27 protein-coding genes, 1 tRNA gene and 4 pseudogenes are annotated in these 21,541 nt (G+C 62.5%); 18 read left to right on the top strand and 14 right to left on the bottom strand.

Features of this window, described 5'->3' with window-relative positions; all coding sequences use genetic code 11:
* A pseudogene (hisG, locus tag E6W36_RS05410) lies at positions 1-692 on the bottom strand (ATP phosphoribosyltransferase).
* Positions 693-869: 177 nt separating this feature from the next.
* Here hisG and infA point away from each other — a divergent pair.
* The 6 genes from infA to E6W36_RS05380 all read left to right on the top strand — a co-directional run bounded on the left by infA (position 870) and on the right by E6W36_RS05380 (position 2,968).
* Positions 870-1,088, top strand: coding sequence for a translation initiation factor IF-1 (infA, locus tag E6W36_RS05405; RefSeq protein WP_222873976.1), 219 nt, complete (start codon positions 870-872; stop codon positions 1,086-1,088).
* Positions 1,089-1,092: 4 nt separating this feature from the next.
* Entirely contained in the window at positions 1,093-1,668 is a 576-nt protein-coding gene (locus E6W36_RS05400; protein WP_222874405.1) for a Maf family protein, read from the top strand.
* Positions 1,669-1,696: 28 nt separating this feature from the next.
* Positions 1,697-1,984: a hypothetical protein gene (locus E6W36_RS05395; protein ID WP_222873975.1), complete on the top strand. Its 288-nt coding sequence runs from the start codon at positions 1,697-1,699 to the stop codon at positions 1,982-1,984.
* 147 nt (positions 1,985-2,131) lie between these two features.
* Positions 2,132-2,647 (top strand): ribonuclease E/G, encoded by a 516-nt coding sequence (locus E6W36_RS05390; RefSeq protein WP_222873974.1) that lies wholly within the window; start codon positions 2,132-2,134, stop codon positions 2,645-2,647.
* Positions 2,619-2,807: a DNA gyrase inhibitor YacG gene (locus E6W36_RS05385; protein WP_425459691.1), complete on the top strand. Its 189-nt coding sequence runs from the start codon at positions 2,619-2,621 to the stop codon at positions 2,805-2,807. Before E6W36_RS05390 ends, E6W36_RS05385 begins: the two co-directional genes overlap by 29 nt.
* 85 nt (positions 2,808-2,892) lie before the next feature.
* A tRNA-Phe gene (locus E6W36_RS05380) sits at positions 2,893-2,968 on the top strand.
* Between the two features lie 304 nt (positions 2,969-3,272).
* Here the strand turns inward: E6W36_RS05380 and E6W36_RS05375 are convergent.
* The 4 genes from E6W36_RS05375 to E6W36_RS05365 form a co-directional block, all read right to left on the bottom strand.
* On the bottom strand, positions 3,273-3,506 hold the full coding sequence (locus E6W36_RS05375) for a hypothetical protein (RefSeq protein ID WP_246048172.1): 234 nt from the start codon (positions 3,504-3,506) through the stop codon (positions 3,273-3,275).
* Positions 3,507-3,532: 26 nt separating this feature from the next.
* Entirely contained in the window at positions 3,533-4,300 is a 768-nt protein-coding gene (locus tag E6W36_RS18145) for a recombinase family protein (RefSeq protein WP_246048171.1), read from the bottom strand.
* Positions 4,182-4,736 (bottom strand): recombinase family protein, encoded by a 555-nt coding sequence (locus E6W36_RS18140; protein ID WP_246048170.1) that lies wholly within the window; start codon positions 4,734-4,736, stop codon positions 4,182-4,184. Before E6W36_RS18140 ends, E6W36_RS18145 begins: the two co-directional genes overlap by 119 nt.
* A gap of 134 nt (positions 4,737-4,870) precedes the next feature.
* Entirely contained in the window at positions 4,871-5,569 is a 699-nt protein-coding gene (locus E6W36_RS05365; protein WP_222873973.1) for a DUF2924 domain-containing protein, read from the bottom strand.
* A 280-nt stretch (positions 5,570-5,849) separates the two neighbouring features.
* Here E6W36_RS05365 and E6W36_RS05360 point away from each other — a divergent pair.
* The 7 genes and pseudogenes from E6W36_RS05360 to E6W36_RS18110 form a co-directional block, all read left to right on the top strand.
* Positions 5,850-6,332, top strand: a pseudogene (locus E6W36_RS05360) (transposase); the annotation flags it as partial.
* A gap of 614 nt (positions 6,333-6,946) precedes the next feature.
* Positions 6,947-7,660 carry a hypothetical protein gene (locus tag E6W36_RS18135; RefSeq protein ID WP_246048169.1) on the top strand — a complete coding sequence of 238 codons (714 nt, stop codon included), beginning with the start codon at positions 6,947-6,949 and terminating at the stop codon, positions 7,658-7,660.
* 220 nt (positions 7,661-7,880) lie between these two features.
* Positions 7,881-8,952, top strand: a pseudogene (locus tag E6W36_RS18130) (DUF4011 domain-containing protein).
* The gene (locus E6W36_RS18125; RefSeq protein WP_246048168.1) at positions 8,919-10,160 is read left to right on the top strand and encodes an AAA domain-containing protein; all 1,242 of its coding nucleotides are present in this window, start codon (positions 8,919-8,921) and stop codon (positions 10,158-10,160) included. Before E6W36_RS18130 ends, E6W36_RS18125 begins: the two are co-directional and overlap by 34 nt.
* Positions 10,161-10,270: 110 nt before the next feature.
* On the top strand, positions 10,271-10,951 hold the full coding sequence (locus E6W36_RS18120) for a hypothetical protein (protein WP_246048167.1): 681 nt from the start codon (positions 10,271-10,273) through the stop codon (positions 10,949-10,951).
* Positions 10,935-11,849: a DEAD/DEAH box helicase gene (locus E6W36_RS18115; RefSeq protein ID WP_246048166.1), complete on the top strand. Its 915-nt coding sequence runs from the start codon at positions 10,935-10,937 to the stop codon at positions 11,847-11,849. Before E6W36_RS18120 ends, E6W36_RS18115 begins: the two co-directional genes overlap by 17 nt.
* On the top strand, positions 11,837-12,775 hold the full coding sequence (locus E6W36_RS18110; RefSeq protein ID WP_246048165.1) for a DUF3320 domain-containing protein: 939 nt from the start codon (positions 11,837-11,839) through the stop codon (positions 12,773-12,775). The genes E6W36_RS18115 and E6W36_RS18110 overlap by 13 nt, the downstream gene beginning before the upstream one ends.
* A 255-nt stretch (positions 12,776-13,030) precedes the next feature.
* On the opposite strand, the gene E6W36_RS23030 is transcribed toward E6W36_RS18110, so the two are convergent.
* From E6W36_RS23030 to E6W36_RS05330, 6 genes are all read right to left on the bottom strand, one after another.
* Positions 13,031-13,354, bottom strand: coding sequence for an Nmad2 family putative nucleotide modification protein (locus tag E6W36_RS23030; protein WP_425459690.1), 324 nt, complete (start codon positions 13,352-13,354; stop codon positions 13,031-13,033).
* Positions 13,355-13,392: 38 nt separating this feature from the next.
* A complete protein-coding gene (locus tag E6W36_RS18105) occupies positions 13,393-13,572 on the bottom strand; it encodes a hypothetical protein (protein WP_246048164.1) in 180 nt (59 codons plus the stop codon).
* A gap of 155 nt (positions 13,573-13,727) precedes the next feature.
* A complete protein-coding gene (locus tag E6W36_RS18100; RefSeq protein WP_246048163.1) occupies positions 13,728-14,117 on the bottom strand; it encodes an Nmad3 family putative nucleotide modification protein in 390 nt (129 codons plus the stop codon).
* Between the two features lie 48 nt (positions 14,118-14,165).
* Positions 14,166-14,714 carry a PDZ domain-containing protein gene (locus tag E6W36_RS05340; protein ID WP_222873971.1) on the bottom strand — a complete coding sequence of 183 codons (549 nt, stop codon included), beginning with the start codon at positions 14,712-14,714 and terminating at the stop codon, positions 14,166-14,168.
* Positions 14,711-15,091 (bottom strand): hypothetical protein, encoded by a 381-nt coding sequence (locus E6W36_RS05335; RefSeq protein ID WP_222873970.1) that lies wholly within the window; start codon positions 15,089-15,091, stop codon positions 14,711-14,713. The genes E6W36_RS05340 and E6W36_RS05335 overlap by 4 nt, the downstream gene beginning before the upstream one ends.
* 9 nt (positions 15,092-15,100) lie before the next feature.
* A complete protein-coding gene (locus E6W36_RS05330) occupies positions 15,101-15,493 on the bottom strand; it encodes a hypothetical protein (RefSeq protein ID WP_222873969.1) in 393 nt (130 codons plus the stop codon).
* Positions 15,494-15,683: 190 nt separating this feature from the next.
* Between E6W36_RS05330 and E6W36_RS05325 the strand changes: the two genes are divergently transcribed.
* Positions 15,684-15,887, top strand: coding sequence for a helix-turn-helix domain-containing protein (locus E6W36_RS05325; protein ID WP_222873968.1), 204 nt, complete (start codon positions 15,684-15,686; stop codon positions 15,885-15,887).
* 36 nt (positions 15,888-15,923) lie between these two features.
* Here E6W36_RS05325 and E6W36_RS05320 read toward each other — a convergent pair whose 3' ends face one another.
* The 3 genes from E6W36_RS05320 to E6W36_RS05310 form a co-directional block, all read right to left on the bottom strand.
* Positions 15,924-16,280 carry a DUF5681 domain-containing protein gene (locus tag E6W36_RS05320; protein WP_342776845.1) on the bottom strand — a complete coding sequence of 119 codons (357 nt, stop codon included), beginning with the start codon at positions 16,278-16,280 and terminating at the stop codon, positions 15,924-15,926.
* A gap of 9 nt (positions 16,281-16,289) precedes the next feature.
* Complete coding sequence (locus tag E6W36_RS05315) at positions 16,290-17,642, bottom strand: site-specific DNA-methyltransferase (protein ID WP_246048265.1); 1,353 nt, start codon at positions 17,640-17,642, stop codon at positions 16,290-16,292.
* Between the two features lie 79 nt (positions 17,643-17,721).
* Positions 17,722-18,063, bottom strand: coding sequence for a hypothetical protein (locus E6W36_RS05310; protein WP_222873965.1), 342 nt, complete (start codon positions 18,061-18,063; stop codon positions 17,722-17,724).
* Between the two features lie 878 nt (positions 18,064-18,941).
* Here E6W36_RS05310 and E6W36_RS05305 point away from each other — a divergent pair.
* From E6W36_RS05305 to E6W36_RS23025, 4 genes and pseudogenes are all read left to right on the top strand, one after another.
* Positions 18,942-19,673 carry a hypothetical protein gene (locus E6W36_RS05305; RefSeq protein ID WP_222873964.1) on the top strand — a complete coding sequence of 244 codons (732 nt, stop codon included), beginning with the start codon at positions 18,942-18,944 and terminating at the stop codon, positions 19,671-19,673.
* A 71-nt stretch (positions 19,674-19,744) separates the two neighbouring features.
* Positions 19,745-19,912, top strand: coding sequence for a hypothetical protein (locus E6W36_RS05300; protein WP_222873963.1), 168 nt, complete (start codon positions 19,745-19,747; stop codon positions 19,910-19,912).
* A 611-nt stretch (positions 19,913-20,523) separates the two neighbouring features.
* Positions 20,524-20,976 (top strand): CopG family ribbon-helix-helix protein, encoded by a 453-nt coding sequence (locus E6W36_RS05295; RefSeq protein WP_222874564.1) that lies wholly within the window; start codon positions 20,524-20,526, stop codon positions 20,974-20,976.
* A pseudogene (locus tag E6W36_RS23025) lies at positions 20,868-21,178 on the top strand (type II toxin-antitoxin system RelE/ParE family toxin). The gene E6W36_RS05295 and the pseudogene E6W36_RS23025 overlap by 109 nt, the downstream one beginning before the upstream one ends.
* The last annotated feature ends 363 nt before the right edge of the window (positions 21,179-21,541 follow it).

Here is a 21,541-nt window from a genome sequence, read left to right as displayed (position 1 = left end):
TCAAGCCAGCGCGGCACGTTCGGCCTCCGGGCTGACGAGGCTGCGGAATGCGTTCACCCAGGGTGCCAGTGTCGCCGGGCGGGTCTTGAAGGCGGTGCGGTTGACGATCAGGCGCGTGCTGACCTGGGCGATGGTCGCCACTTCGATCAGGCCGTTTTCTTTGAGTGTGCGCCCGCTCGACACCAGATCGACAATGCGCTGGCACAAGCCGAGCTGGGGCGCGAGCTCCATGGCGCCGTTTAGCTTGATGCATTCCGCCTGCACGCCCCGCGCTTCGAAGTAGCGCCGGGTCACGTGCGGATATTTCGTGGCGATGCGTACGTGGCTCCAGGTCGCCGGATCGTCGTTGGCGCTCAGTTCTGCCGGTTCGGCCACCGAGATGCGGCACTGGCCGATTCCGAGGTCGACGGGTGTGTAGATCTCCGGGAAGTCGAACTCCATCAGCACGTCGTTGCCCGCAAGGCCGAAGTGCGCCGCGCCGAAGGCGACGAAGGTTGCGACATCGAACGCGCGCACACGGATGATGCTGAGGCCGGGGACGTTGGTTGCAAAGCGCAGCGCGCGCGAGGCGTCGTCGTGGAAGGCGGCTTCCGGCACGATCCCGACGGCATTGAGCAGCGGCAGCGCCTCCTGAGGATGCGCCCCTTGGGCACGGCGAGCACCAGCTCGGCGGGCGTGTGAACATTGGTCATGGCAGCGGTCCGGGTGATGTCGGGTGAGTTACCTAGTGTGCGGGGCCGCCAGCGTCCATGCCGAAAGAGCACGGATGCTGGAGCTGCTTGCATTTCCTGCAGTCTTGCGCCATGACCGCACATCGCTTGCGCAGCCGGTTTCTGGCTGGGCTTCTGCATGACGCAAAAAGGGTCCGAATGGCGAAGGAAGAACTGATCGAGATGCGCGGCAGGGTGCTGGAACTGTTGCCGAACGCCATGTTCCGGGTGAAGCTGGAAAACGATCACGAAATCCTCGGCCACACCGCCGGCAAGATGCGCAAGAACCGCATCCGCGTGCTGGTGGGCGATGAGGTCCTGGTGGAACTTACGCCCTACGATCTGACCAAGGGTCGCGTCACCTACCGCTTCAAATAGCCGGATCGATGACGGTTTTGTCCTGGCGTCGTCGTCCCCGCGTCGGCGCGACCTGCTGGCGCAACTGGGCGTGACGCCGGATCTTCTGCTTGCGCCCGAGATCGACGAAACACCGCGTTCCGGCGAGCTGCCGCGCGCCTACGTGACGCGCATGGCACGGGAGAAGGCGCAGGCGGTAGCCGCGCGCGCGCCGCAGCCTTCGGTGCTGCTGGCCGCGGACACGACGGTCGCCTGTGGTCGACGCATTCTGCCTGCCGCCACGACTCCGGAGCTGGTGGACCAGTGCCTGCGGTTGCTGTCCGGCCGGCGGCACACGGTGCATACGGCGGTCGCGGTCGTCGATGCCGGCGGTCGCCTGCGCGAGCGCTTGAGCGCGACGGTCGTGCAGTTCAAACGCCTGAGTGACGCCGAGCGTGCGGCCTATGTTGCCTGCGGGGAAGGTCTCGGCAAGGCCGGCGGTTACGCCATTCAGGGCCGTGCCGCCGCCTTCGTCAGCTTCCTCTCCGGCTCGTACAGCGGGGTCGTCGGCCTGCCGCTCCATGAGGTGCGCCAACTGCTGACGGCCAGCGGCCTGCCATGATCTGGCGTGGCGAACGCCGGCCGGGGAGGTGCGCATCGGCGGCTACGGCGTCGATGGTCGTCTGCTGGAAATTCACCTGCTGCGTGCGGATGCCGGGCCGGAGCCGGGGTGGTACTGGCCGGACGGGTGCGGCGTGACGGCGTCGCGGCGATGCTGGAGTGGGGCGGCGCACCGACAGCGCTGGAGCGGGCGCACGCCTGCCCTGAAGGCACGCTTGTGCTGGCCGAAATCGTGCGCGCTGCCATTCCCGAGCCCGGCCGGTTGCGCCCGGCGCGCGCCCGGCTTGTGGAGGGGCATGCAAGCTCCGTCGGGCTGATTGCACCCGGGCCGCCGTTGGAGGTGCGCTTCCCCGGCCTCGCCTGGGGCAGACTCTGGACGGCGTCGACGACGCGCTGGACCTGGCCGATTGCGGCGAATTCCCCTGCGGCGACTTCGCCCTGTCGTTCGAGCGCACGCGCGGGGAATGGTGATCGATGTCGACGGCGGCGACGACGCACGCAAGACCAATCAGGCGGCGGCGGCGGAGATCGCGCGGCTGCTGCGGCTGTATCAGGTCGGCGGCAGCGTGCTGATCGACTTTCGCGCCATGACCGGCCGGGCAGACCGGCAGGCCGTGACGGACGTGCTGCTGGACGCTGTCCGCGACGATCCACGCCCCTGCGAGCATACGGCCGTCAACGGCTACGGCCTCATGCAGCTGGTGCGGGCGAGGCCGCGCCCGAGCGCGCTCGACGTCCGTTGCGGCGTCGGGCGGCACGGCGCGGATACCGCCACCCTGGCGCTGGAGCTGCTGGCGCAGGCGCAGCGCAGCATCGGTGCCGGCGTGCGCACCATCACCGCTCCGCCCGCCATCGCGCACTGGCTCCAGGTGCAGCAGGCGCTGCAGGCGGAGATCGCGCAAAGACTGGGCGCTGCGCTTGTCATCGTGGCGGAGTCGGCCATGAGCGGCTATGGGCATGTTCATGTCGAATACTGCTGAGTCTCCTGAGCATTGCCCGCTGTGCGACAAGCCGGCCGCGCCCGCGCATGCGCCCTTCTGTTCGCGCCTGTGTCAGGATCGGGATTTGCGCAACTGGCTGAACGAAGGGTATCGCGTGCCCGGCCCGCCGCAGGATACGCTTGAGGACCCCTCGGCCTGACTTGGCGATGCTTGGGCTGGACAAGCTGCAAGAGGGGCGATATAGCCGCCGCTCTGCAATGCCGGGCCATGCTCCGGCACGGTTGGCCCAGGTAGCTCAGTCGGTAGAGCAAGGGATTGAAAATCCCTGTGTCGGCGGTTCGATTCCGTCCCTGGGCACCATTATTTTATCGTTCTAAAACAGTACGTTACATCGAATCCATCGTGTCGGAAGTTCTGCCGGATTTTCCGTGGGTTTGCGCGAGGCAGAGCATCTGCAGCACCGTCCAGGAGACTGATTTGGCGCGGGATTCAGGGGCTGGGTCGCGGCATTTTCTGTGAGCGTCAAATTGGCGGTCGGGAGATGCGATGCGCAACAGTTGCGCATCCGATGGAGCAGCTATCGAAAATTCAAGCGAATCCGAGCAGTTCGCGTTGTGCCCGCCAGTCGATTGGAAGCCCAGAGACGCGCGCGAGACGTTGGCGGTTAAGCTGGGGCGGCTGCCTGCCATCGAGTATGGCGGTGACGATGTCGCGCCAGAAAACCGAGACGCAGCAGGACCGCGAAATAATCCTGCCGATAGCCGAGCGCCTCGGCGGCGTGACGGACGGTGCCATGTTGCCCCGAGAAGACCGCGGTGCGTACCCGATGCGCATTCACGATCAGTTTGATGAGCGCGGGGTCTGGCCGTGGCGCGACGAGATCGCTGGCGGGCTCCACAAGCCGCGTTTCCTTGCCGCGCCGGATCAGGAGGCCTGGATCACCATTGGCGCTGCGTCGCCATGGTGGCTCAGAAGAAGCTCAACCCTTTCGCGATGGATGATGACCTGACTGAGAATATTGGCAATTGAGGTTCGATCCGGAGTTTCCAGAAGGCGGCCTTCGCGTCGGAGCGCCGCGACAACCAGGGCCTCCAGATCGCCTGCCGGAACGCGCACGCCTTTCGTCCCGGCGCCGCTATCCTTGCTGCTAACATAATAGCGGTAGCGAATGCCGCCGCGTTTGGTTGCATGTTCCGGTTTCATGCGCCGGCCCTCGCTATCCCGGACGAGACCGCAGAGCAGGCTGGGCTGGTCGGCGTGAACGGCATTGGCATGATCGATACCATTCTGTTCAAGCATCGTCGCGACCTGGGCGAATAGCGGCTCGTCGATGATCGCCCCATGCTCGCCAGGGTACACTTTACCCTTATGACAAACCTCTCCCAGATAGATGCGGTTGCGAAGCATCAGATAGAGCGCGCCCCGGCTAAACGGCTTGCCGCCATATTCCTTGCCGGTGCGGCCGATGCGCACGCGGCTGCGCAGGCCCTGCTCGGCAAGCTCGGTTTCCAGCGCGAGTACCGAGCCAAGTTCGAGATAACGCCAGTAGATCCGCCGCACCCGTTCGGCATCTTCAGGCACGACGACCAGCTTGCGATCCTCGACCTTGTAACCCAGCGGCACGACCCCGCCCATCCACATGCCCCGGGCCTTGGAGGCGGCGATCTTGTCGCGGATGCGCTCGCCCGTCACCTCGCGCTCGAACTGGGCGAAGGAGAGCAGGACATTGAGGGTGAGGCCCCATGCTGGTGGTGGTATTGAAGGCCTGAGTGACGCTGACGAACGAGGCGCCCTGCTTGTCGAGCACCTCGACGATCTTGGCGAAGTCGGCCAAGCTGCGAGTCAGCCGGTCGACCTTATAGACGACGATGACATCGACCTTACCCGCGCGCACGTCCTCGAGCAACTGGACAAGGCCCGGCCGGTCCATATTACCGCCGGAATAGCCGCCATCGTCATAGAGATCGGGAACCATTCGCCAGCCTTCGTGCCGCTGACTCGTGATATAGGCGGCACAGGCCTCCCGCTGGGCATCAAGACTGTTGAAGGCCTGCTCCAGCCCTTCCTCGGTTGATTTGCGCGTATAGATGGCGCAGCGCAGTGTGCTGCGATCAGTCTTGCGGGTCATCGTTCTTGGTCCTTTGGGCCTAGACCATGATCGTTTCAGATGGAATTGCTCTGAAACGTGAATCATGGTCTAAATTGTTGATAAGAGCCTGATTCACGCCCTCGGTTGAAGCAACATGCTTCAACCTCAACCGATCAGGCTCTAAGACCAAAGAAGCGCGGACCAGACCACGCCGCACCGGTGATCTCGCGGGCAATCGGTGTGAGCGAGGGATAGCGCCGCCCGTCAAACTCATAGCCCTGATCATGGACGGTCACGACATAGGTCCTGCTGTGCCATTGCCGCACAAGCCGTGTGCCGGCTTTGAGTTGGCGCTGGCGTTCAAGGTCCAGATCGCCCGTTTCCGCAAGCTGTCTGGCCAGCCGGTCCAGTTCGCGCCGACGCGCAGGCGGCAGACCGCCAAGCGCCTTCTCCTGTAACGCCCAAGCGATGCTCCGCGCCAGCAGATCACTGCTCATACCTTCGGGCATGGGCTGGCTACGATGCAGCCGCCGCCACTCGGCGCGCAGCCGGGCTGGCGGCAGTTCCACCAGTCCGGCAATCTGCTCCGCAAGCGCGGCCATGCTCAGCGCTCCATCCGCCAACTGGTCTCGCCGCCGCTTCGCGTCTCGCGCAGCAACTCGGCCCTTCTTGCGTAGGCCAGTCAGAAACGCCCTCGTGCTGTGCGGTTGCCAGCAGGTGGCCGCCATGATCTCGGCGAGCGTTGCACCCTTGTTCCGGGACAGCAGTTTCTGGACGATGGCAGATTTGGTCTGGGCGGCACGGACTGGTGTCGTAGGTTCGATGGTATCGCTTCCGGCTGCGTCGCTGTTGGGTTCAATATTTTGGGTCATTCGAGGTCTCCGGTTTGGGGATGCCAGGCACCATGCCTGGCCCTACGACCTCTAGCCCCGGCAATCTCATGACCCGGAGCGTGCGTTGCTGCATCGCGCCGCACGGACAGCAATGCGTGGAACAGAGCCCAAGTCGAGTGGAATCTGAGGCTATCCGAATTTCTTGGCGCAACCCGAAAGCTCCGTATCGACTTCGCGCGGGTGACGTCCTCCCTATTTTTCATCCGGTTTGAGTGAGAGTTTTCTGGCCTTGTGATGGATCATGAGGAAGGAGCTGAAGATGAAGAAGTCGAGGTATACCGAGGAGCAGATTGCGTTCGCGCTGAAGCAAGCGGAGACTGGCACGCCGGTGGCGGAGGTGATCCGCCGGATGGGCGTTTCGGAGCAGACGTTTTACCGGTGGAAGAAGGTCTACGGCGGGCTTGGCATTGGCGAGCTGCGGCGGGTGAAGCAACTCGAGGACGAGAACCGCAAGCTCAAGCAGCTGGTCGCTGACCTGTCGCTGGACAAGCATATCCTGCAGGACATTTTGTCAAAAGCTCTGACGCCTGGGCGGTGGCGCGAGCTCGTCGCGCACGTCCAGGCGACCCACGGTGTCAGCGAACGGCGCAGTTGCCTGGCGCTTGGCGTCGACCGGTCGTCGGTTCGCTATGTGTCGCACCTGCCCGGTCAGTCAGCCTTGATGCTGCGCATCCGGGATCTGGCGGCGACGCAAACGCGGTACGGCTACTTCATGATCCAGCACCATGCGCACCGCACGGGCACGAACCTCGGGTGAAAACTTGTTCGTTGTCTTGCTCATAAGGGCTCCACCTTCTCAGGAGTTGGAGCCTCCGACAATCCCAGGGCGGTTCACCCTATGAATCAGAGCCGATCCAGCTTGGGAATAGGGAATTCGCTACTCAGACAAATTCGTCCACACGGCCCTAGAAAGCCTGGCAGTCTGCAGATCGCCTGTTGCAGGTTATCCGGCGATCGGCCGCAGCGATGTCCGATTTCGCACCCGCGCTATGAAGATCCGCCTGTCCGAAATCGCCCCAGACACGGTCACTCAGGTTGTCAGCCTCGAATGTCTTTCTTTTCCGGAAGCCGTCGATCGAGCCGGTAATGCGGACAGCCTGCAAAGCGCCCTCATTGCGAGCATTCGACGCAGTTTTGCGCACCACCTCAATGCCTGTGTGGTTGCTCAATCTTGCCCGTCCCTGCCACCCTTATAGCGATTAGGGCACAGCAGCAGATTTTCGAGGCATGAGCACCAACATTCTTGGGCAGAAAAATGTTTTCGGCTCATCCAGATTCCAGAGCTGTTTACTGAATGAATAATTATCCCGTAATCATTGCCTGTCTCGAGCGGCAAGATATTCAATGGGGCAAGACATGACGTTTTCAATCGAGGCTACTGTTTCGGGCAAAATCGGCTTTGCCTCGCACCAGAATTCGGCACCAGTGGTCCGGGAACTCACGCTCCGCAATGGCGGGGGCGTGGCGATTGAAGGGTGCCGCCTGATTCTACGGGCGGACCCACCATTCCTGACCGAAAAATCCTGGCGCATCGACAGAATTTCGCCGCAGGACGAAATCGTCATTTTAGACCGCGACGTTCATCTCAATGGGACGCTGCTATCGGGACTTACCGAGGCGATGACCGCATGCGCGATCCTGACGCTGCTGGATTCCGCCGATCAGGAACTTGCGTCGGTCTGCCAGCCGGTGGAACTTCTTGCTCATAACGAGTGGGGCGGCGTGGGCACCATGGCCGACCTGATTCCGGCGTTCGTGATGCCGAACGATCCGGCCGTGGACCAGGTACTCAAGGCCGCCTCGGACTGTCTGCGCCGAACGGGAAGCCCGACACGATCGATGGATACCAAAGCCGTGAACGGACCCGTGTATGGCAGCTCGCCTCGGCGATATGGTCGGCTGTGGCGGGGCTTCGACTCTCCTACGCCTTGCCGCCAGCAAGTTTCGAGCGCAGCGGACAGAAGGTCAGGACACCGTCCCAGATTCTGGATGGCGGGATGGCCACCTGCCTCGACACGACCCTGCTCTTCGCCGCCGCCCTGGAGCAGGCGAGCCTCAATCCCCTGGTGATCCTGACCAAGGGCCATGCTATCGTTGGCGTGTGGCTGCAGCCGACCGAGTTCAGTTCGCTTATCATGGATGAAGCGGCGGCAATCCGGCGGCGGTTCGATCTGGACGAGTTGATCGTCTTCGAGACGACGTTGGTCACTCAGGAAAACCCACCCAGTTTTCGCAGGCGATCGCGGCGGGCCACGGGAAGCTCAACGAAAGACTGGATGACGAATTCGAGATGGCGGTCGATATCCGCCGCGCCCGGATGCAGAAAATCCGGCCACTGGGCGTTGCCTTGGCGCCAAGGGGACCAGCGGAACCGGCCGTGTCTGTGGCGGAGGCGGTGGAGGAAGCGCCATCGCTGCCATCATTCGATGCCGAAGTCGTGGAGGAGGTGGTCACGCCGGGCGGGCGGGTGCGCCAATGGCAACGCAAGCTGCTGAACCTGACGACCGCGAACCGGCTGCTGCACCTGTCGGATACCGCCAAGGCCGTTCGGCTCTTTTGCCCCGACAGCGGCAGGCTGGAAGACCTGCTCGCTTCAGGAAAGAAGGTCCGCATCCGTCCCATGCCGGATCTCGATACCGGCGACCGCGACGAAGAACTCTACAATCAGCAGAACAGCTCCAGCCTGCGGCGTGAGGTCGCATCGGAGGCGCTGGACCGCGGCGAGGTGCTGGCGCTCCTTCCGAAGGACAAGCTGGATGGTCAGCTGATCGATCTCTACCGCAAGGCCAATTCCGATATCGAGGAGGGCGGCGCCAACACGCTGTTCCTCGCGGTCGGCTTCCTCAAATGGAAGAAGTCCGACAAGGAGACCAAGGTCTATCGAGCCGCTGATACTGTTGCCGGTTAAGCTGGAACGCAAGAGCGCCCTGTCGGGCGTGGTCATGGTCCAGCACGAGGATGAACCGAGGTTCAACCTCACCCTGCTCGAGTTGCTGCGGCAGGATTTCGAGCTGACCATTCCCGAGCTGGAAGGCGATTTGCCGCGCGATCACTCCGGCATCGACGTTACCCGGATTTGGCGCTCCGTGCGCTATGCCGTCAAGGAAATGCCAGGCTTCGAGGTCGTCGAGGACGTGGCGCTGGGAACCTTCTCCTTCGCCAAGTACCTCATGTGGAAGGACCTCGTCGATCGCGAGGCGCTGCTTCGCGAAAGCCCGCTAGTCCGCCATCTCATTGATCGCGACGGCGCGGTGAACCTCGATCAGGGCGGTCTGCCGCGTGTCGAGGATCTCGACCGCGAAATCACGCCGGCGGAGCTGTTCACCCCTTGCCGGCGGACAGCTCCCAGCTTCGCGCCGTGATAGCCTCGGCGCGGGGCCAAAATTTCGTGCTCGATGGGCCGCCGGGTACCGGCAAGTCGCAGACGATCGCCAATATGATCGCGCACAATCTGGCGCTGGGTCGACGGGTGCTTTTCGTCGCGGAAAAGAAGGCCGCGCTGGATGTCGTCCACCGGCGCCTGACCGACAGGGGACTCGCACCGTTCTGCCTCGAGCTGCACTCAGCAAAGGCGACCAAGTCGGCGGTCCTAAAACAGCTGGGCACCGCATGGGATACGCGCGATGAGCTCGCAGCCGCCGTCTGGGAAATGCGGGCGGATCAGGCGAAGTCGCTACGAGACCGTTTGAACGAGACCGTCGCCCTGCTCCACCGAGAGGAAGAGTGCGGCTACACCATCCATCAGGCCATTGGCCGTGTCGTTCGCGACGGCAAGGCCTACACACCCCGATTTGGATTCCCGCTCGCAACCCAGCATTCCAGGGCGGACATCGACTCCATGCGCGATGTCGCGCGGCGGCTCGGCATCGCCTATCAATCCGTGAGCGATCTTCCGGTTGAACTGGATGACGTCACGTATGCCGACTGGACCAACGGCTGGCAGGAACAGATCGTCGCATCCGCCCGGGCGTTGCCAGCCTTCCTCGACGATTTCGAGGAGGCGGTGGCGGGGCTTGCGAAAGCCACCCAGCTTCCGACAGATGGCGACAGCCGGAAGGATGGCAAACGCCTGACGGTGCTGACCAACGCCTGTCTCGCGGCGCACGGCTACGATCTGCGCTTCGCCTTCGCGCCGGATATGGTGGAAAAGGTGGACGCGGCCCGAAAGGGGATCGATCTCGTCGAGGCTTATCTCGCCGAGGAGCAGGCCCTGAGCGCCAGCTACGCGCCCGAGATTGCGAGGCGCCTTGATCTTGCGGGGCTTCGGGAAGCTTGGACCGAGGCGGGAACCAGGTTCTGGTTCCTGTCGGCTCTGGCAAAGCGCAAGGTCGCCCGCAGCCTTGCCCAGGCGGGCGGCGTGGCGGGCAAGGTCGATCCGGAAAGCGACCTGCCACGGCTGACGACCATGCATGATCTGCTGGAGCGGATCGAGGCGTTGGCCGGACAGGCGTCCTCGATACCCGGATGGCGGGGATTGGCCACGAAAGGGAGGATGTCGAATCCGCGACCCAGCGGGGCGAACAGCTTCGACATGCTCTTGCCGCCGAGGCAGACGGGACAGAGGATCTGATTGCCCTGCGCGGTGCCGTCGCCCGGCTCGTGGTGGATGCCAACGAACTTCTGGGACCCGATGGCGCGATAGACCGTGCCGCCAAGCGCCTTGATCGCGCGACCACCGCGATGACCGAGGCGGTGGACGCGTTTGATCGCCTCAGCCGAGCGGGAGGCGAAGCCGGTCTAGCCAAGCTTCGAGCCCGCGCGTCCGCGATCGTTTCGCATGAGCGCCGATTGCGGGACTGGACGAACTGGCAAAGGGTCGTCGAGGAAGCGATCCGGCTGGACTTGTCGCCGCTGATCGAGGGGCTGGAAAACGACGACTTCGCGGCGACCGAAGCCGTGCGCGAATTCGAGACTGGTTATGCGAGATGGTTCGCGTTCCATCGCATGGACGCCGAACCCCTGCTGCGCAATTTCATGCCGGGCGAGCATGCGGACTGCATAGAGCGCTTCCGGGCGATCGACGATCGGATGAGCGAGCTGGCTTCGCAGTACATTCGCGCGAAAATCTGCGGCTCGATCCCCGACAAGGACGGGGTCGCCAAAAGCAGTGGCTACGGCGTGCTTCGCCACCAGCTCCAGCTCCAGCGGCCGAGCAAGCCGATCCGGCAGTTGGCGAGCGACATGGGAGACGCCTTCACGCGCCTTGCTCCGTGCATGTTGATGAGCCCACTTTCGATTGCCCAGTATCTTCCGCCCGATCAGGCCCTGTTCGACGTCGTCATCTTTGACGAGGCGTCCCAGATTACCCCTGGGATGCCATCGGCGCCATGGCCCGGGAAAGCAGGTGATCATCGCGGGTGATCCCCGCCAGATGCCGCCCAGCAACAACTTCGAGCGGCAGGGCAACGCGGCCAGCGAGGACGACGACACCGAGGAGGACATGGAAAGCATCCTCGACGAGTGCCTCGGCGCCGGAGTGCCGCAGATCAACCTGGACTGGCACTATCGAAGCCGGCACGAGAGCCTGATCACCTTTTCGAACGTCCGCTATTACCAGAACCGGCTGGTCACCTTCCCCGCCCCCGATACGCGGCCCAGCGCCGTCAAGTGGCGCCGTGTCGATGGTGTCTTCGCCAAGGGCAAGGAGCGCACCAATGGTGCCGAGGCCCAGGCGATCGTCGACGAGGCCGTGCGCCTGCTGCGCGATCCGGCCTTTGTCGACGAACAGGGCCGGCCGCTCAGCCTCGGCATCATCACAATGAACATCCAGCAGATGAAGCTGGTGGAAGACCTGCTCGACAGGGCCCGAAGCAGGTATCCGGCAATCGAGAGGCACTTCAACCCCGAAGCCACGCTGGAACCGGTCTGTGTCCGCAATCTGGAGACCGCCCAGGGCGATGAACGCGACATCATTCTGCTTGGCGTGAGCTTTGGTCCGACCGAACCTGGCGGCAAGACGATGTCGATGAATTTCGGCAAGCTGAATCCCAATGGCGGCTGGCGGCGCCTCAACGTGGCGGTCACGCGGGCGCGGCGCGAGATGCAGGTGTTCACCTCGTTCGATCCGGGAATGATCGACCTCACCCGCACGAACGCTGACGGCGTGCGCGATCTCAAGGCGTTCATCGAATTCGCCCATCGCGGCAAGGATGCCATCGCATCGGCCGATCGGGGTCACAGGGCGGCTATGACTCGCCATTCGAGGAGGCGGTCGCCCAGGAACTTCAGCGACGGGGCTGGCAGGTCGTGCCGCAGGTAGGGGTTTCCAAGTTCCGTATCGACCTTGGCATCGTCCATCCCGACTGGCCGGGCGATTTCCTGGTCGGGGTGGAGTGCGACGGCGCGGCGTACCATAGCGCCGCGACCGCGCGTGATCGCGACAAGGTGCGCGCCGCCATCCTGGAGGGATTGGGCTGGAAGCTGCTGCGCATCTGGTCGACCGAGTGGTGGTTCAATCGCGAACGGGCCGCCGAACAGCTGCATCTTGCGTTGGTGAGTGCACTGGAAGAGGATCGCCAGGCTAGGGCCGAGGCCGCCGAAATGGCGGCGGCGAGCGAAGATCAGGCCTCCCCGAACGTGGAAGCGGATATCGAGGAGCTCGTTGCCGAAGACAGGGAAACCGTTGTTTACGCGAAGCGCGCGATCGTCGATGACCTCTTGCCTATGGCGTTTCCGGCGACGGCGTCTTCGGACCCCGGAATATACAGGTTCACCGACTTCGGCGAACTGACCAGCCTGATCGACCCCGCCAACTTCTATGAGGCCAGCTACTATCCGATCTTGCGCAAGCTGGTCGCTCGCGTGGTCGAAAGCGAAGGTCCCATCGCGGAAAGCCTGCTGGTCAACCGGATCGCCAGAGCTCATGGCTTCCAGCGCTCGGGAAACCGGATTCATAACAGGGTGATGCACCTAGCCCGCCAGCAGCACCATGTGGTGCCCGATGGCGGTCGCGAGGCTTTTGTCTGGAACAGCGTGAAGGCGCTAGCGATGGGCGTGACGGCGCGCTTCCCCGCCAGCGAGGATCATATCAGGCAAATAGAGGACATCGCCTCGGCCGAGCTTCGCGCGACGGGTTGCGATGATCCCGTGGAAATCGCCCGCATGTTCGGAGTGCGCCGTCTGAGTGCTTCGGCTCGATCGAGGATCGAGGCGGCGATAGGTGAATGTGCACCTATGCTGACATGATCCGACAATGACGCTCATTGCCGTCGTTTGACCTCCAAAGTGCCCCTCAGCATTTTCCTGCGCATCCGCGCGACAGCACCTGGGTAGCGGGGGCATGACGGGGCGACCAAGAATTCCCGGTAACGAGCATGAGCGCAGCCAAGCCGATAAAGTGGCCAGATCGTCTTCGCGAGTACCGTTCACACGATGCCCCTGTCCGCCAGCGGCGAGATGGATCAGGGCATCCGGCAACAGCCGTGGCTCGTCTCCGAAATACTATGTCGCCTGTTCGTCGTAGACTAGCGCTGGTGCCGACAGATCTTTCCGGATCTCGTTTGTGCCTGGGTGATAGTCCGGGCGAAGACGCTTGAAGGTGCTGTCGGCCTTCTGACGGTAAACGGCATCCGATCGCCCACGGAATTCGCGTTCGTAGTCTCCGGTCTCAATCTTTCGCGCGATCCATCCGGCCCATGCCACGAGGCCCCGTTCAAAGGGGTGCGGATAGAAGCCGAGCACCCAGTCGCCGGGCTGGGCGCTGGATCGGATTTTGGGCTTGCACGTGGCCAGCGTTAGACGGCCACGGTCGATGCACGGTGCCATCCCGGTATCGGTCTGTAAAATGTACCGGAATATCCGCGTCATCCCTCAAGGACCCCGATGATTTCCTCCAACCAGCGGCGCGGTTCCTCGCGCTCGCCGATGTCCGCGACGAATTCCTGGCCGCGCGACACGATCTCTAGACGGTTCCCCTCGTGCCACCGGTCGGTGCGACCATGATAGCTGAGCTTGGTTTCCGCTAGCCAGCGGGAACGTCCCACAGTCGAAGCGGCCCGCCAGCAGTGGTAAGTCGCAGGCGCGGGTCGGCACTGCCGGCGAGTCCGCTAGGCCCGACATAAAGGCAATTGTTCGCGTTCCACTCGCCGATGGTGTGGGGATGCGGCCGGGGCTGCCGCGACCCACGGGTGCCTGGAACTCAGGCCCCCTCGATGACGCTGTCGACGCGCATATAGCCATACAAACGGTGATGACGTTCGCGGCCGCCATCCTCCGAGAACAGTCCGAAAAACAGGAAAACGTCGCTAGGCCCGACGCCCTGGCTTCGCAGGTGCGACTGGGCGGCGCCGCATTGCCCGAACAGGCAGCGACCATCGAAGAACATGGGATCCTCGTGACACAGGTGGTCAGCACCGATCCGGCCCCTGGTAACCCTGGCCACCGTTTCGCCAAGCCCGAGGTCGCCATAGCAAGTGGACGAGCGCCGTTTCGTCGGGATGGGCAGGGAAACGGGGCGACCATCGACGATCGGCGAAGGCGCGCCGCCCGATCCGGTATCAAACCCCTTTCTGCTGAAGATGATCTGCATGGCGCTGTGGTGCCACCAAATTCCCGCGCTGACGAGAGCCGCGCGCCGTTAGGGAACGCTTAGGTCCGGCTTACCCATGATCGAGAAAGTCCGATGGCCCTGCCGGGTCAGTTCATCACGCATGGCGAGGAGGGACAAGCCGGCAAGCACCTTGCCGTTCACGGCGGTGACGATCATGCCCGGCACAAATCCGGCCGCTGCGGCCCGGCTGCCAGGCTGGACGCTGACGATCACCGCGCCGTGTTGGGTGGGGATGAACTGGACGCCGAGCGATTGTGGCACAGCTCCGCCCGGAGCCATCCCGGTCGCGGGCGAGGAAATTCCCACGCCCGCCGATTGCGTCACCGGGTGCCGTGCCCGCCAGTCGTCAACCGCCTTGACGATGCCAGCGACCTCGGCCGCCGCGAAGGCATCAGTATAGTCTTCGCCGCTTTTGGCCTTGAGGCGGAAGCGCCACACCGCCAGTGATCCCTTCGGATCATAAAGACGCGCCAGCGCGCGGGTGAGCTCGTCCGACAGGGTGAAGCCCACCTGCTCCGTATAGATGCAATCGGCCGCACTGATGCAGGTTTGCACCTGACGATCGATCACCGTCACCGGCACAGTTTCGACGCCGTTGCTGGTCTGGAAGTTTGCCTGTTCAAAAACCGCCAGGAACCAATGTAGTTGGTGACAACATAAACCTGCCATGTCACCGCGCCGGAGCGTTTGTCGACGAAGGCCCGCACAAAGCTGTCGTTGGGCACATTGCCCTGCAGCCCCTTGCGCTCCTGATAGACCAGCTCGGTCGTGAAGACCGCGCTGGCCTCGAGGTCATCGTCCTTCACGGTAACGCGCGCCGCGACGTTTTCCGGGGTGAGTGCAGCCAGTTCGCGAGCCGCCTTCTCCGCAGCCGATGCAGCCAACGCGGGTTGCGCCACCAATGCAAGCGCTATCCCCATTGCCAGCGGCAAATTGTCGCGCACCCGCTTCATGCATCCTCCCTAATTTCGAACTGTTCCATCGCGACCCCGGCAACATCGGCCGGGGCCGAACTGCCACGGCGCGCAAGCGGCGATCAGTTCCTTCGATGGGCGCGGCTTGCTGTAGATACCCCTGTCCCGCCACGAGCCGGTGTCCGTGATCCCGAACCGCCGGGCCAGTTCCAGCATGGTGTCGTGCGGCATCAGGTACCATTCGGCCTGGATGGGAAAGGCGATCCAGATGTCCCGGCCGGTGTATTTGTGGTCGATCGTCCAGCGGCTCTTCAGCTGGACCTTGCGCAAAAGGCCCTCGGCCTCGCTGTGCAGAATAAAGTCGATGCCATCATCGTAGACCGGCAGGAACGCGTTGAAACCCCGCGCCAGGCCAAGCGAAATAACTGCGTTGCGGTTCACCACTTCCGTGATCTGGGCTCTGAACCGGCTTTTCGGTGATGGATCCGTACCTTTGCTGTCCGCTTCCGGCATTCGACTTTCCGCATACGATGAGTGACATTCCCACAAGCAATGCAAAGGGCGCAAGGTCAAGTCGAATGTCACTGATCGTCTGTAGACGGATCAGCTGCATCGGCGTGTTTCTCTGGCGATGGATGATGTTCGCCAGCGCCTCGCGGGAAATCTGCGCAAACTGCGCACCGCCAAGGGCTTAAGCCAGGAGGCTTTTGCCGATCTGGCGGGTATTCACCGAACCTATGTGAGCGACCTGGAGAGGGCCCGCAATCCGACGATCACCGTCGTGGAGAAGCTGGCGCATGGGCTCGGCGTGACCGCGAGCGAACTGCTCGGCTGAGTGTGAGGGAGACCACGGCCCCGGCATGCTTGCGCTTCAATATTTGTCATCAATCTCTTTCGCGACCCGCAGAAAATTCTGAAGGAACTCCTGATCGTCGCGATCCAGCCGCACGGTTGCGGCTTCGGGTGGAAACCTGTTCATCATTTCCAGGAAGAGCTTGAAGTTCTTCTCGTTGCCGCTCGCCGCCTTGTTGATCAGCTGACTGAAAACCAGTTCCAGCTTGGACATCGCCCGCCGACGGCCATTTTCGGTGACAGTCACGTTCTCCCGCAGCAACCGGTGGAATATCTGGCCAGGCCCCTCCGGCGGCCGCTTCTGCCCGCCGGGTTGCCGGACCTGCCTTTCTGAAAGCGCGTGTGCTTCGGCGGCTTGCCATAACCCACCTGATATTCGTCATCGTCATCCATGGTGGGCGTCCACCTCGGCGGCACGCCTCTCCGCGAGTTCGGCGAAGGACAGGCCGGTCTCAACATGGATGGCATCCTGTCCGCTGTGCCGTTCGTAACGGCGAATGGCGGTGTCGGCATGCACGGGGTCAAGCTCCATGCCGTAAGCGCGCCTGCCGACCCGTTCGGCGGCAATGATCGTGGTGCCCGAACCGAGGAAGGGATCGAGCACGATATCGCCGCGCGCGGTCACGTCGAGAATGGCGTCGGCAATCATCCGCACCGGCTTCACGGTCGGATGAAGGCGAAGCAGATCACCTTCATCGGAGTGGCGAAAGCCGCCGATGCCCGGGTACTCCCAGACATTGCTCCGGTTACGCCCGTTGCGGCCCAGCTCGACATTGTTGCGGTGCCGCTCGCGCCCTGATTTCCAGACGAAGATCATCTCGTGCTGTGACCGGTAGAGCGAACCCATCGCCGGGCGATCCTTGGCCCACACGCAGACATTCTTGAGCTCGCTGAACACCGTGTCTCCGGCGGTCTGCATCTCACCCAGGTGGCGCCAATCCATAAAGATATAGTGCAGCGAGCCTGACCGGCTGTGGCGGATGATGTTTTCGAACGCTTGCCGGAGGAATGCCGTGAACCCCGCCTTGTCCATTTCACCAGAAGCCATCGGGAACTCCGCGTGCCGGACTTCGCCGAGCCCCGAGACATGGCCGTTGATCTTCACATTGTAGGGAAAATCGCTGCACGTCATGGCGGCCCTCTTGCCCGCCATCAGCTTGGCCCAGTTTGCCTCGTCGAGCGCGTCACCACACAGGAAACGGTGATTGCCAAGCTCCCAGAGATCGCCGACCTGGTTGACTGCGGGGCCCGACACCTCATCGAGCACGGCATCGTCGGGGTCATCATCCGGCAGCGATTCAACGCCCTCGATGCGCAGATCGATCTCGCCACAGGTAAAGCCGGTCGCCTCGATATCGAAATCAAGCTCCACGTCGGCCAGGAGCTTGAGGTTCTCGGCTAGCAGCGTGTCATCCCAGCTCGACATGTCGGTCAGCCGGTTGTCGGCGATCATCAGGGCACGCTTCTGATTTTCGTCGAGATGCTCGACCCGCACAACGGGTACTTCGACCAGGCCAACCTGCTTGGCGGCCTCGACACGCGCATCGCCGGCGATCAGCACATTGTTCTCGTCTGCGATGACCGGCGCGACAAAACCAAAGGCTTCGATCGACTTTGCCAGCGCCTTGATCTGGCGAGCCCCGTGAACGCGGGGATTGTGCTTCGCCGCCACGAGGGCGGAAGGCGACACATATTCGATGCGCAGTCTGATATTCGAGAAACGTTGATCATACCGCATCGCGGTCACTCCTTTGTATGTAATTTATCATTTATAAAGCTCTAGTTTGGCTTCCTTGCTTGCCGGAAACGATCGCAGGCTACCTGCGACCTGGCTTGATATCGGGGGCTTCTAGCGCCCAGGCGACCCATTGGAGCATGAGCCGTTTGAGCGGAATCAGGCGACGCGGTGCTTCGCTGCCGAACCGCTCCACGGGTTCGAGCATGGGCAGCGCGTCACCCGCTTCTTGTGCACCGATGAGATCGATCTGGCCCCATTTTTCGCCGCGCCGATCATGCAGACGGACGAACATCTCGTCCGCGATCAGTGGCTTGATCCGCCCCCGGCTTTTGACCCAGTCGGCGGCAATCGCGGCATCGGGCAGCTCCAGCCAGGCGTTGGCATAGAGCCGGTGCATCCCCTCGCGCTGACCGACCAGCACCGCCGCGATATCCTTGGGCCGGAAGCCGAGATCCAGACCCGTGACCGCCAGTCCGAGCTCGACCAGATCGGCGAAACCGTAGCGAATACGCTTGCCGGGACCGCTGGCCTGGGTGGCAGATGCCCCGGGATATCGAGGAGGCGAAGATAGCGGATCTGATCCCGAAAATGCTGATCGGGTTCGTGCCCATAACGAACCGCCCAGAGCATCTGGCCAAGGGTGAGATCGAGGTCGGGCAACATGGAAGGCAAGGGTGGAACCTATAGAGTGATTTTCTACACTTATATGCCTCGCGAGACTGCCGGTCAATTGCCTATCCGCAACAAATGTGACGAGATCGTTGTGCGACGTGCCGAGGCGCGCAGCCTTTCGCGTGGAACTCGACCGGATGGTGCGAACTGACAAATTCTGTCAATTTACCTTCGCGAGCCGATGCTCAGGCGGGCCGCGCGAGCGACAACCATCCGCGAAAGCGAAGTGGGCATCGAGTGGCCCGATGAATAGCCAACATCTGCAGACGTGCTTGAGGATTGGTGATCCTCTAATCAACGACGAGATCTGCATCGTGAATTTTTCAGCAAATTTAGTGCTGTAGTGGTTTGGGACCTTGCACACGCGGATGGAGATGGACGTTGAACCATTGGTACCAAAGAAACGATATCATGGTCATGCCGGATGATCTCATCGCGTTCGCTTGGTCCGCACCCATGCGTGAATTGGCCACCAAGATTGGCCTGAGCGATGTCGGCCTGAAAAGCTGCTCAAGGGATTTGGCGTGGTCACGCCGCCTCAGGGGCACTGGAACCGGGTTCATGCAGGCAGGAAAGTCCCCTGTCCGCCCAAGGCCTCATCGACGCCCTGGCGAGACCGGCAGGATATTGATCGACTCCCGTTTCGCGCCATTCATCGCCCAGGCGACGCCCATCCCGGCCACCGGTCCCTTTGCGACGTCCGAGGTGCCCGAGGACCTCGAGGAATTGCGCGCCAAAGAATTGAAAGCTCTGGGCCGGGTGGCTGTACCGCGAACCCTCGAGGGCTATCATCCCGGGCTCAAGGATATTCTTCAGAAGGAGGAACGCCGCGGTCAGAAAGTGGCGAACAGTTCCTGGCACTGGGATGAGCCGAGGTCTGATAATCCGCTGGATCAACGGCGGCTCAAGCTGTTCAACGGTATTCTGCTGGCCCTGGCGAAGCGCGGCCATGGCGGAGACGCAACCGCGACCGACACGGAAATCAGCGCGCGGGCATGGATAGGATCCACATCGCTTAGCCTTTCGCTGGAGATCGTCGGCAAACACTGCACCATTGTCAGCCGCGGATATCGCCGCCCGGATCCGGCCCTGCCCGCGAGTACGCCTCTAACCCTTAGCGTGAAGCCCGGCTACGACCGAGAGGTGGGTGATACCTGGCAGGATGAGGACGGCAACCGGCTGGAAAGTAAGATCGCCGAGATCGCGGCGGCAATCATCGTCGCGGGCGAAGCCAAATTCAGGAGCGCCTTCGCGAGGACGAGGAGCGCGCAGAGCAGGAACGCATCGAGCGCGAAAGGAAAGCGGAAGAGGCGCGCCGCGAGCGCGAGCAACGCCGCCTCCAACGAATTCGCGAGCTGAACGAGCAGCGCGTGACTGACCTCCGAACGAGCGGTGAACTCCTGCGCGCAGCACGAGACCTTCGCACACTTGTGGGTGAAGTGCGTGAAGCCATGGTAGATCGAGCGGATGTGGACGCCGCGACGCTGGAGGCATGGGCGAGTTGGGCGTTGCAGGAAGCGGACGCGCTCGACCCGATCCTGTCAGGTCAGGTGCTGAAGCACCTCCGGCCACCTGATCTGCCAGCGCCCGAAGACTGATCACAGCCAAGCGGATGGGAAGTCCGCGTAAAACTCAAATCCCTGCTCCGGGTTTTGCATTCCCTGCTCGTCACAGCAGGGAATTTGGTCTCGCTCCGGGATTCCGGGCGTCTCACGACCGCAGGATTGCTCCGAAAGGAGGTAATCGGTCAGATTTCCTGCAAAATACCCTGCGAGCAGGGAAACGCAGTCGCGAGACCCGTTCGCTCAGGACTGCGCTACGCACCATTATTTTATCGTTCTAAAACAGTACGTTACATCGAATCCATCGTGTCGGAAGTTCTGCCGGATTTTCCGTGGGTTTGTGCGAGGCAGAGCATCTGCAGCACCGTCCAGGAGACTGATTTGGCGCGGGATTCAGGGGCTGGGTCGCGGCATTTTCTGTGAGCGTCAAATTGGCGGTCGGGAGATGCGGTGCGCAACAGTTGCGCATCCGACGGCGCAGCTATCGAAAATTCAAGCGAATCCGAGCAGTTCGCGTTGTGCCCGCCAGTCGATTGGAAGCCCAGAGACGCGCGCGAGACGTTGGCGGTTAAGCTGGGGCGGCATTCTCAAAGGGCGCGAGCGGACGCGACGCACCAGAACTGGAAAAGGCCAGGCACGTCAGACCCTTGCCCCGCTTTGGCACCATCCTCGCAAACCGCTTCCAACGAATCCGGTGTCATGGTATGATTACAAGAGAACACAGGAGATTACACATGCCGCAAAACCGCCCGACCGAGCCGATCACCGTCCGCGCTGCAAAAGAGATCATCACGGAAATCGACGCGCTCGCATCGGCGATGGACCGCTCCCGCAACTACGTTGTGGTGCAGGCGCTTGAGCAATATCTGGAGACGAATGCCTGGCAAATCGAGCGGATCAAGGACGGCATCGCCGCCGCTAGCGAAGGCCGTGTCGTCGCCGCCGACGAGGTTTTTCCGGCATCGCCGCCAGGCATGGCTGGAAGCGGTAAGTGCGGCTCGTTTTCGCCGAGCCTGCGGCCCGCGATCTTGATGACATCATCGACTATATCGCCCTCGACAACCCGCCTGCGGCCGAGAAAGTCTACCGCACGATCGTGACCGCCACCGATCGGCTCCAGGACTTCCCGAGATCGGCCACGCGGGACGCTTGCCCGCCACGCGCGAGCTGTCCGTCACCTCCATGCCCTACATCATCGTCTATGAAGTCGGCACCGATGTTGTAACCGTGCTCGCCGTGTTCCACGCCGCACGCGACCTGGCGCGGGCGCTCCATGAGCGGCGCAAGGAGCTGGAGCAATGACCACCATGCACGACGACGAACCCTACAGCGCCCCGCCGCCGCACCAATCTCAAACGGCTCGAGCTGCGCAGGATCGAACGTGTATCGGCGCTGCCGTTCGCTGTTCAGGTCCAAAGCGTTCCCAGATCTTGTGAAAAGTTTCCCTGTTCCGACATTAGGGAAATCGCCCGAAAAGGCACGGGATTCCGGGACTTTGGGTTATCAGAGCTGGCCGATTTTATGCCCCTTCCTGTATTTTCCTTGTTTAACAGGGAATTGCCTGCAGAGACTGGTTCGGCACAGACTGCGCTACGCACCATTTGCGTGATGCCACCTGCCAGCCCATCACGCGGGCTCGGCTTTGCGCCGCGGGGCTGCACCATA

Source organism: Hankyongella ginsenosidimutans, from assembly GCF_005144965.1.
Classification (GTDB): domain Bacteria; phylum Pseudomonadota; class Alphaproteobacteria; order Sphingomonadales; family Sphingomonadaceae; genus Hankyongella; species Hankyongella ginsenosidimutans.
This window is presented reverse-complemented; position numbering and strand designations above follow the sequence as displayed.

Excerpts from the sequence above, each read along its gene's own strand:
- infA (WP_222873976.1), top strand. The coding sequence starts at position 870 with ATGGCGAAGGAAGAACTGATCGAGATGCGCGGCAGGGTGCTGGAACTG.
- E6W36_RS05390 (WP_222873974.1), top strand. The coding sequence starts at position 2,132 with ATGGTGATCGATGTCGACGGCGGCGACGACGCACGCAAGACCAATCAG.
- E6W36_RS05385 (WP_425459691.1), top strand. The coding sequence starts at position 2,619 with ATGGGCATGTTCATGTCGAATACTGCTGAGTCTCCTGAGCATTGCCCG.
- E6W36_RS18140 (WP_246048170.1), bottom strand. The coding sequence starts at position 4,736 with ATGACCCGCAAGACTGATCGCAGCACACTGCGCTGCGCCATCTATACG.
- E6W36_RS05365 (WP_222873973.1), bottom strand. The coding sequence starts at position 5,569 with ATGACCCAAAATATTGAACCCAACAGCGACGCAGCCGGAAGCGATACC.
- E6W36_RS18135 (WP_246048169.1), top strand. The coding sequence starts at position 6,947 with ATGACGTTTTCAATCGAGGCTACTGTTTCGGGCAAAATCGGCTTTGCC.
- E6W36_RS18120 (WP_246048167.1), top strand. The coding sequence starts at position 10,271 with ATGACCGAGGCGGTGGACGCGTTTGATCGCCTCAGCCGAGCGGGAGGC.
- E6W36_RS23030 (WP_425459690.1), bottom strand. The coding sequence starts at position 13,354 with ATGGCACCGTGCATCGACCGTGGCCGTCTAACGCTGGCCACGTGCAAG.
- E6W36_RS18100 (WP_246048163.1), bottom strand. The coding sequence starts at position 14,117 with ATGCAGATCATCTTCAGCAGAAAGGGGTTTGATACCGGATCGGGCGGC.
- E6W36_RS05335 (WP_222873970.1), bottom strand. The coding sequence starts at position 15,091 with ATGAAGCGGGTGCGCGACAATTTGCCGCTGGCAATGGGGATAGCGCTT.
- E6W36_RS05325 (WP_222873968.1), top strand. The coding sequence starts at position 15,684 with ATGGATGATGTTCGCCAGCGCCTCGCGGGAAATCTGCGCAAACTGCGC.
- E6W36_RS05315 (WP_246048265.1), bottom strand. The coding sequence starts at position 17,642 with ATGCGGTATGATCAACGTTTCTCGAATATCAGACTGCGCATCGAATAT.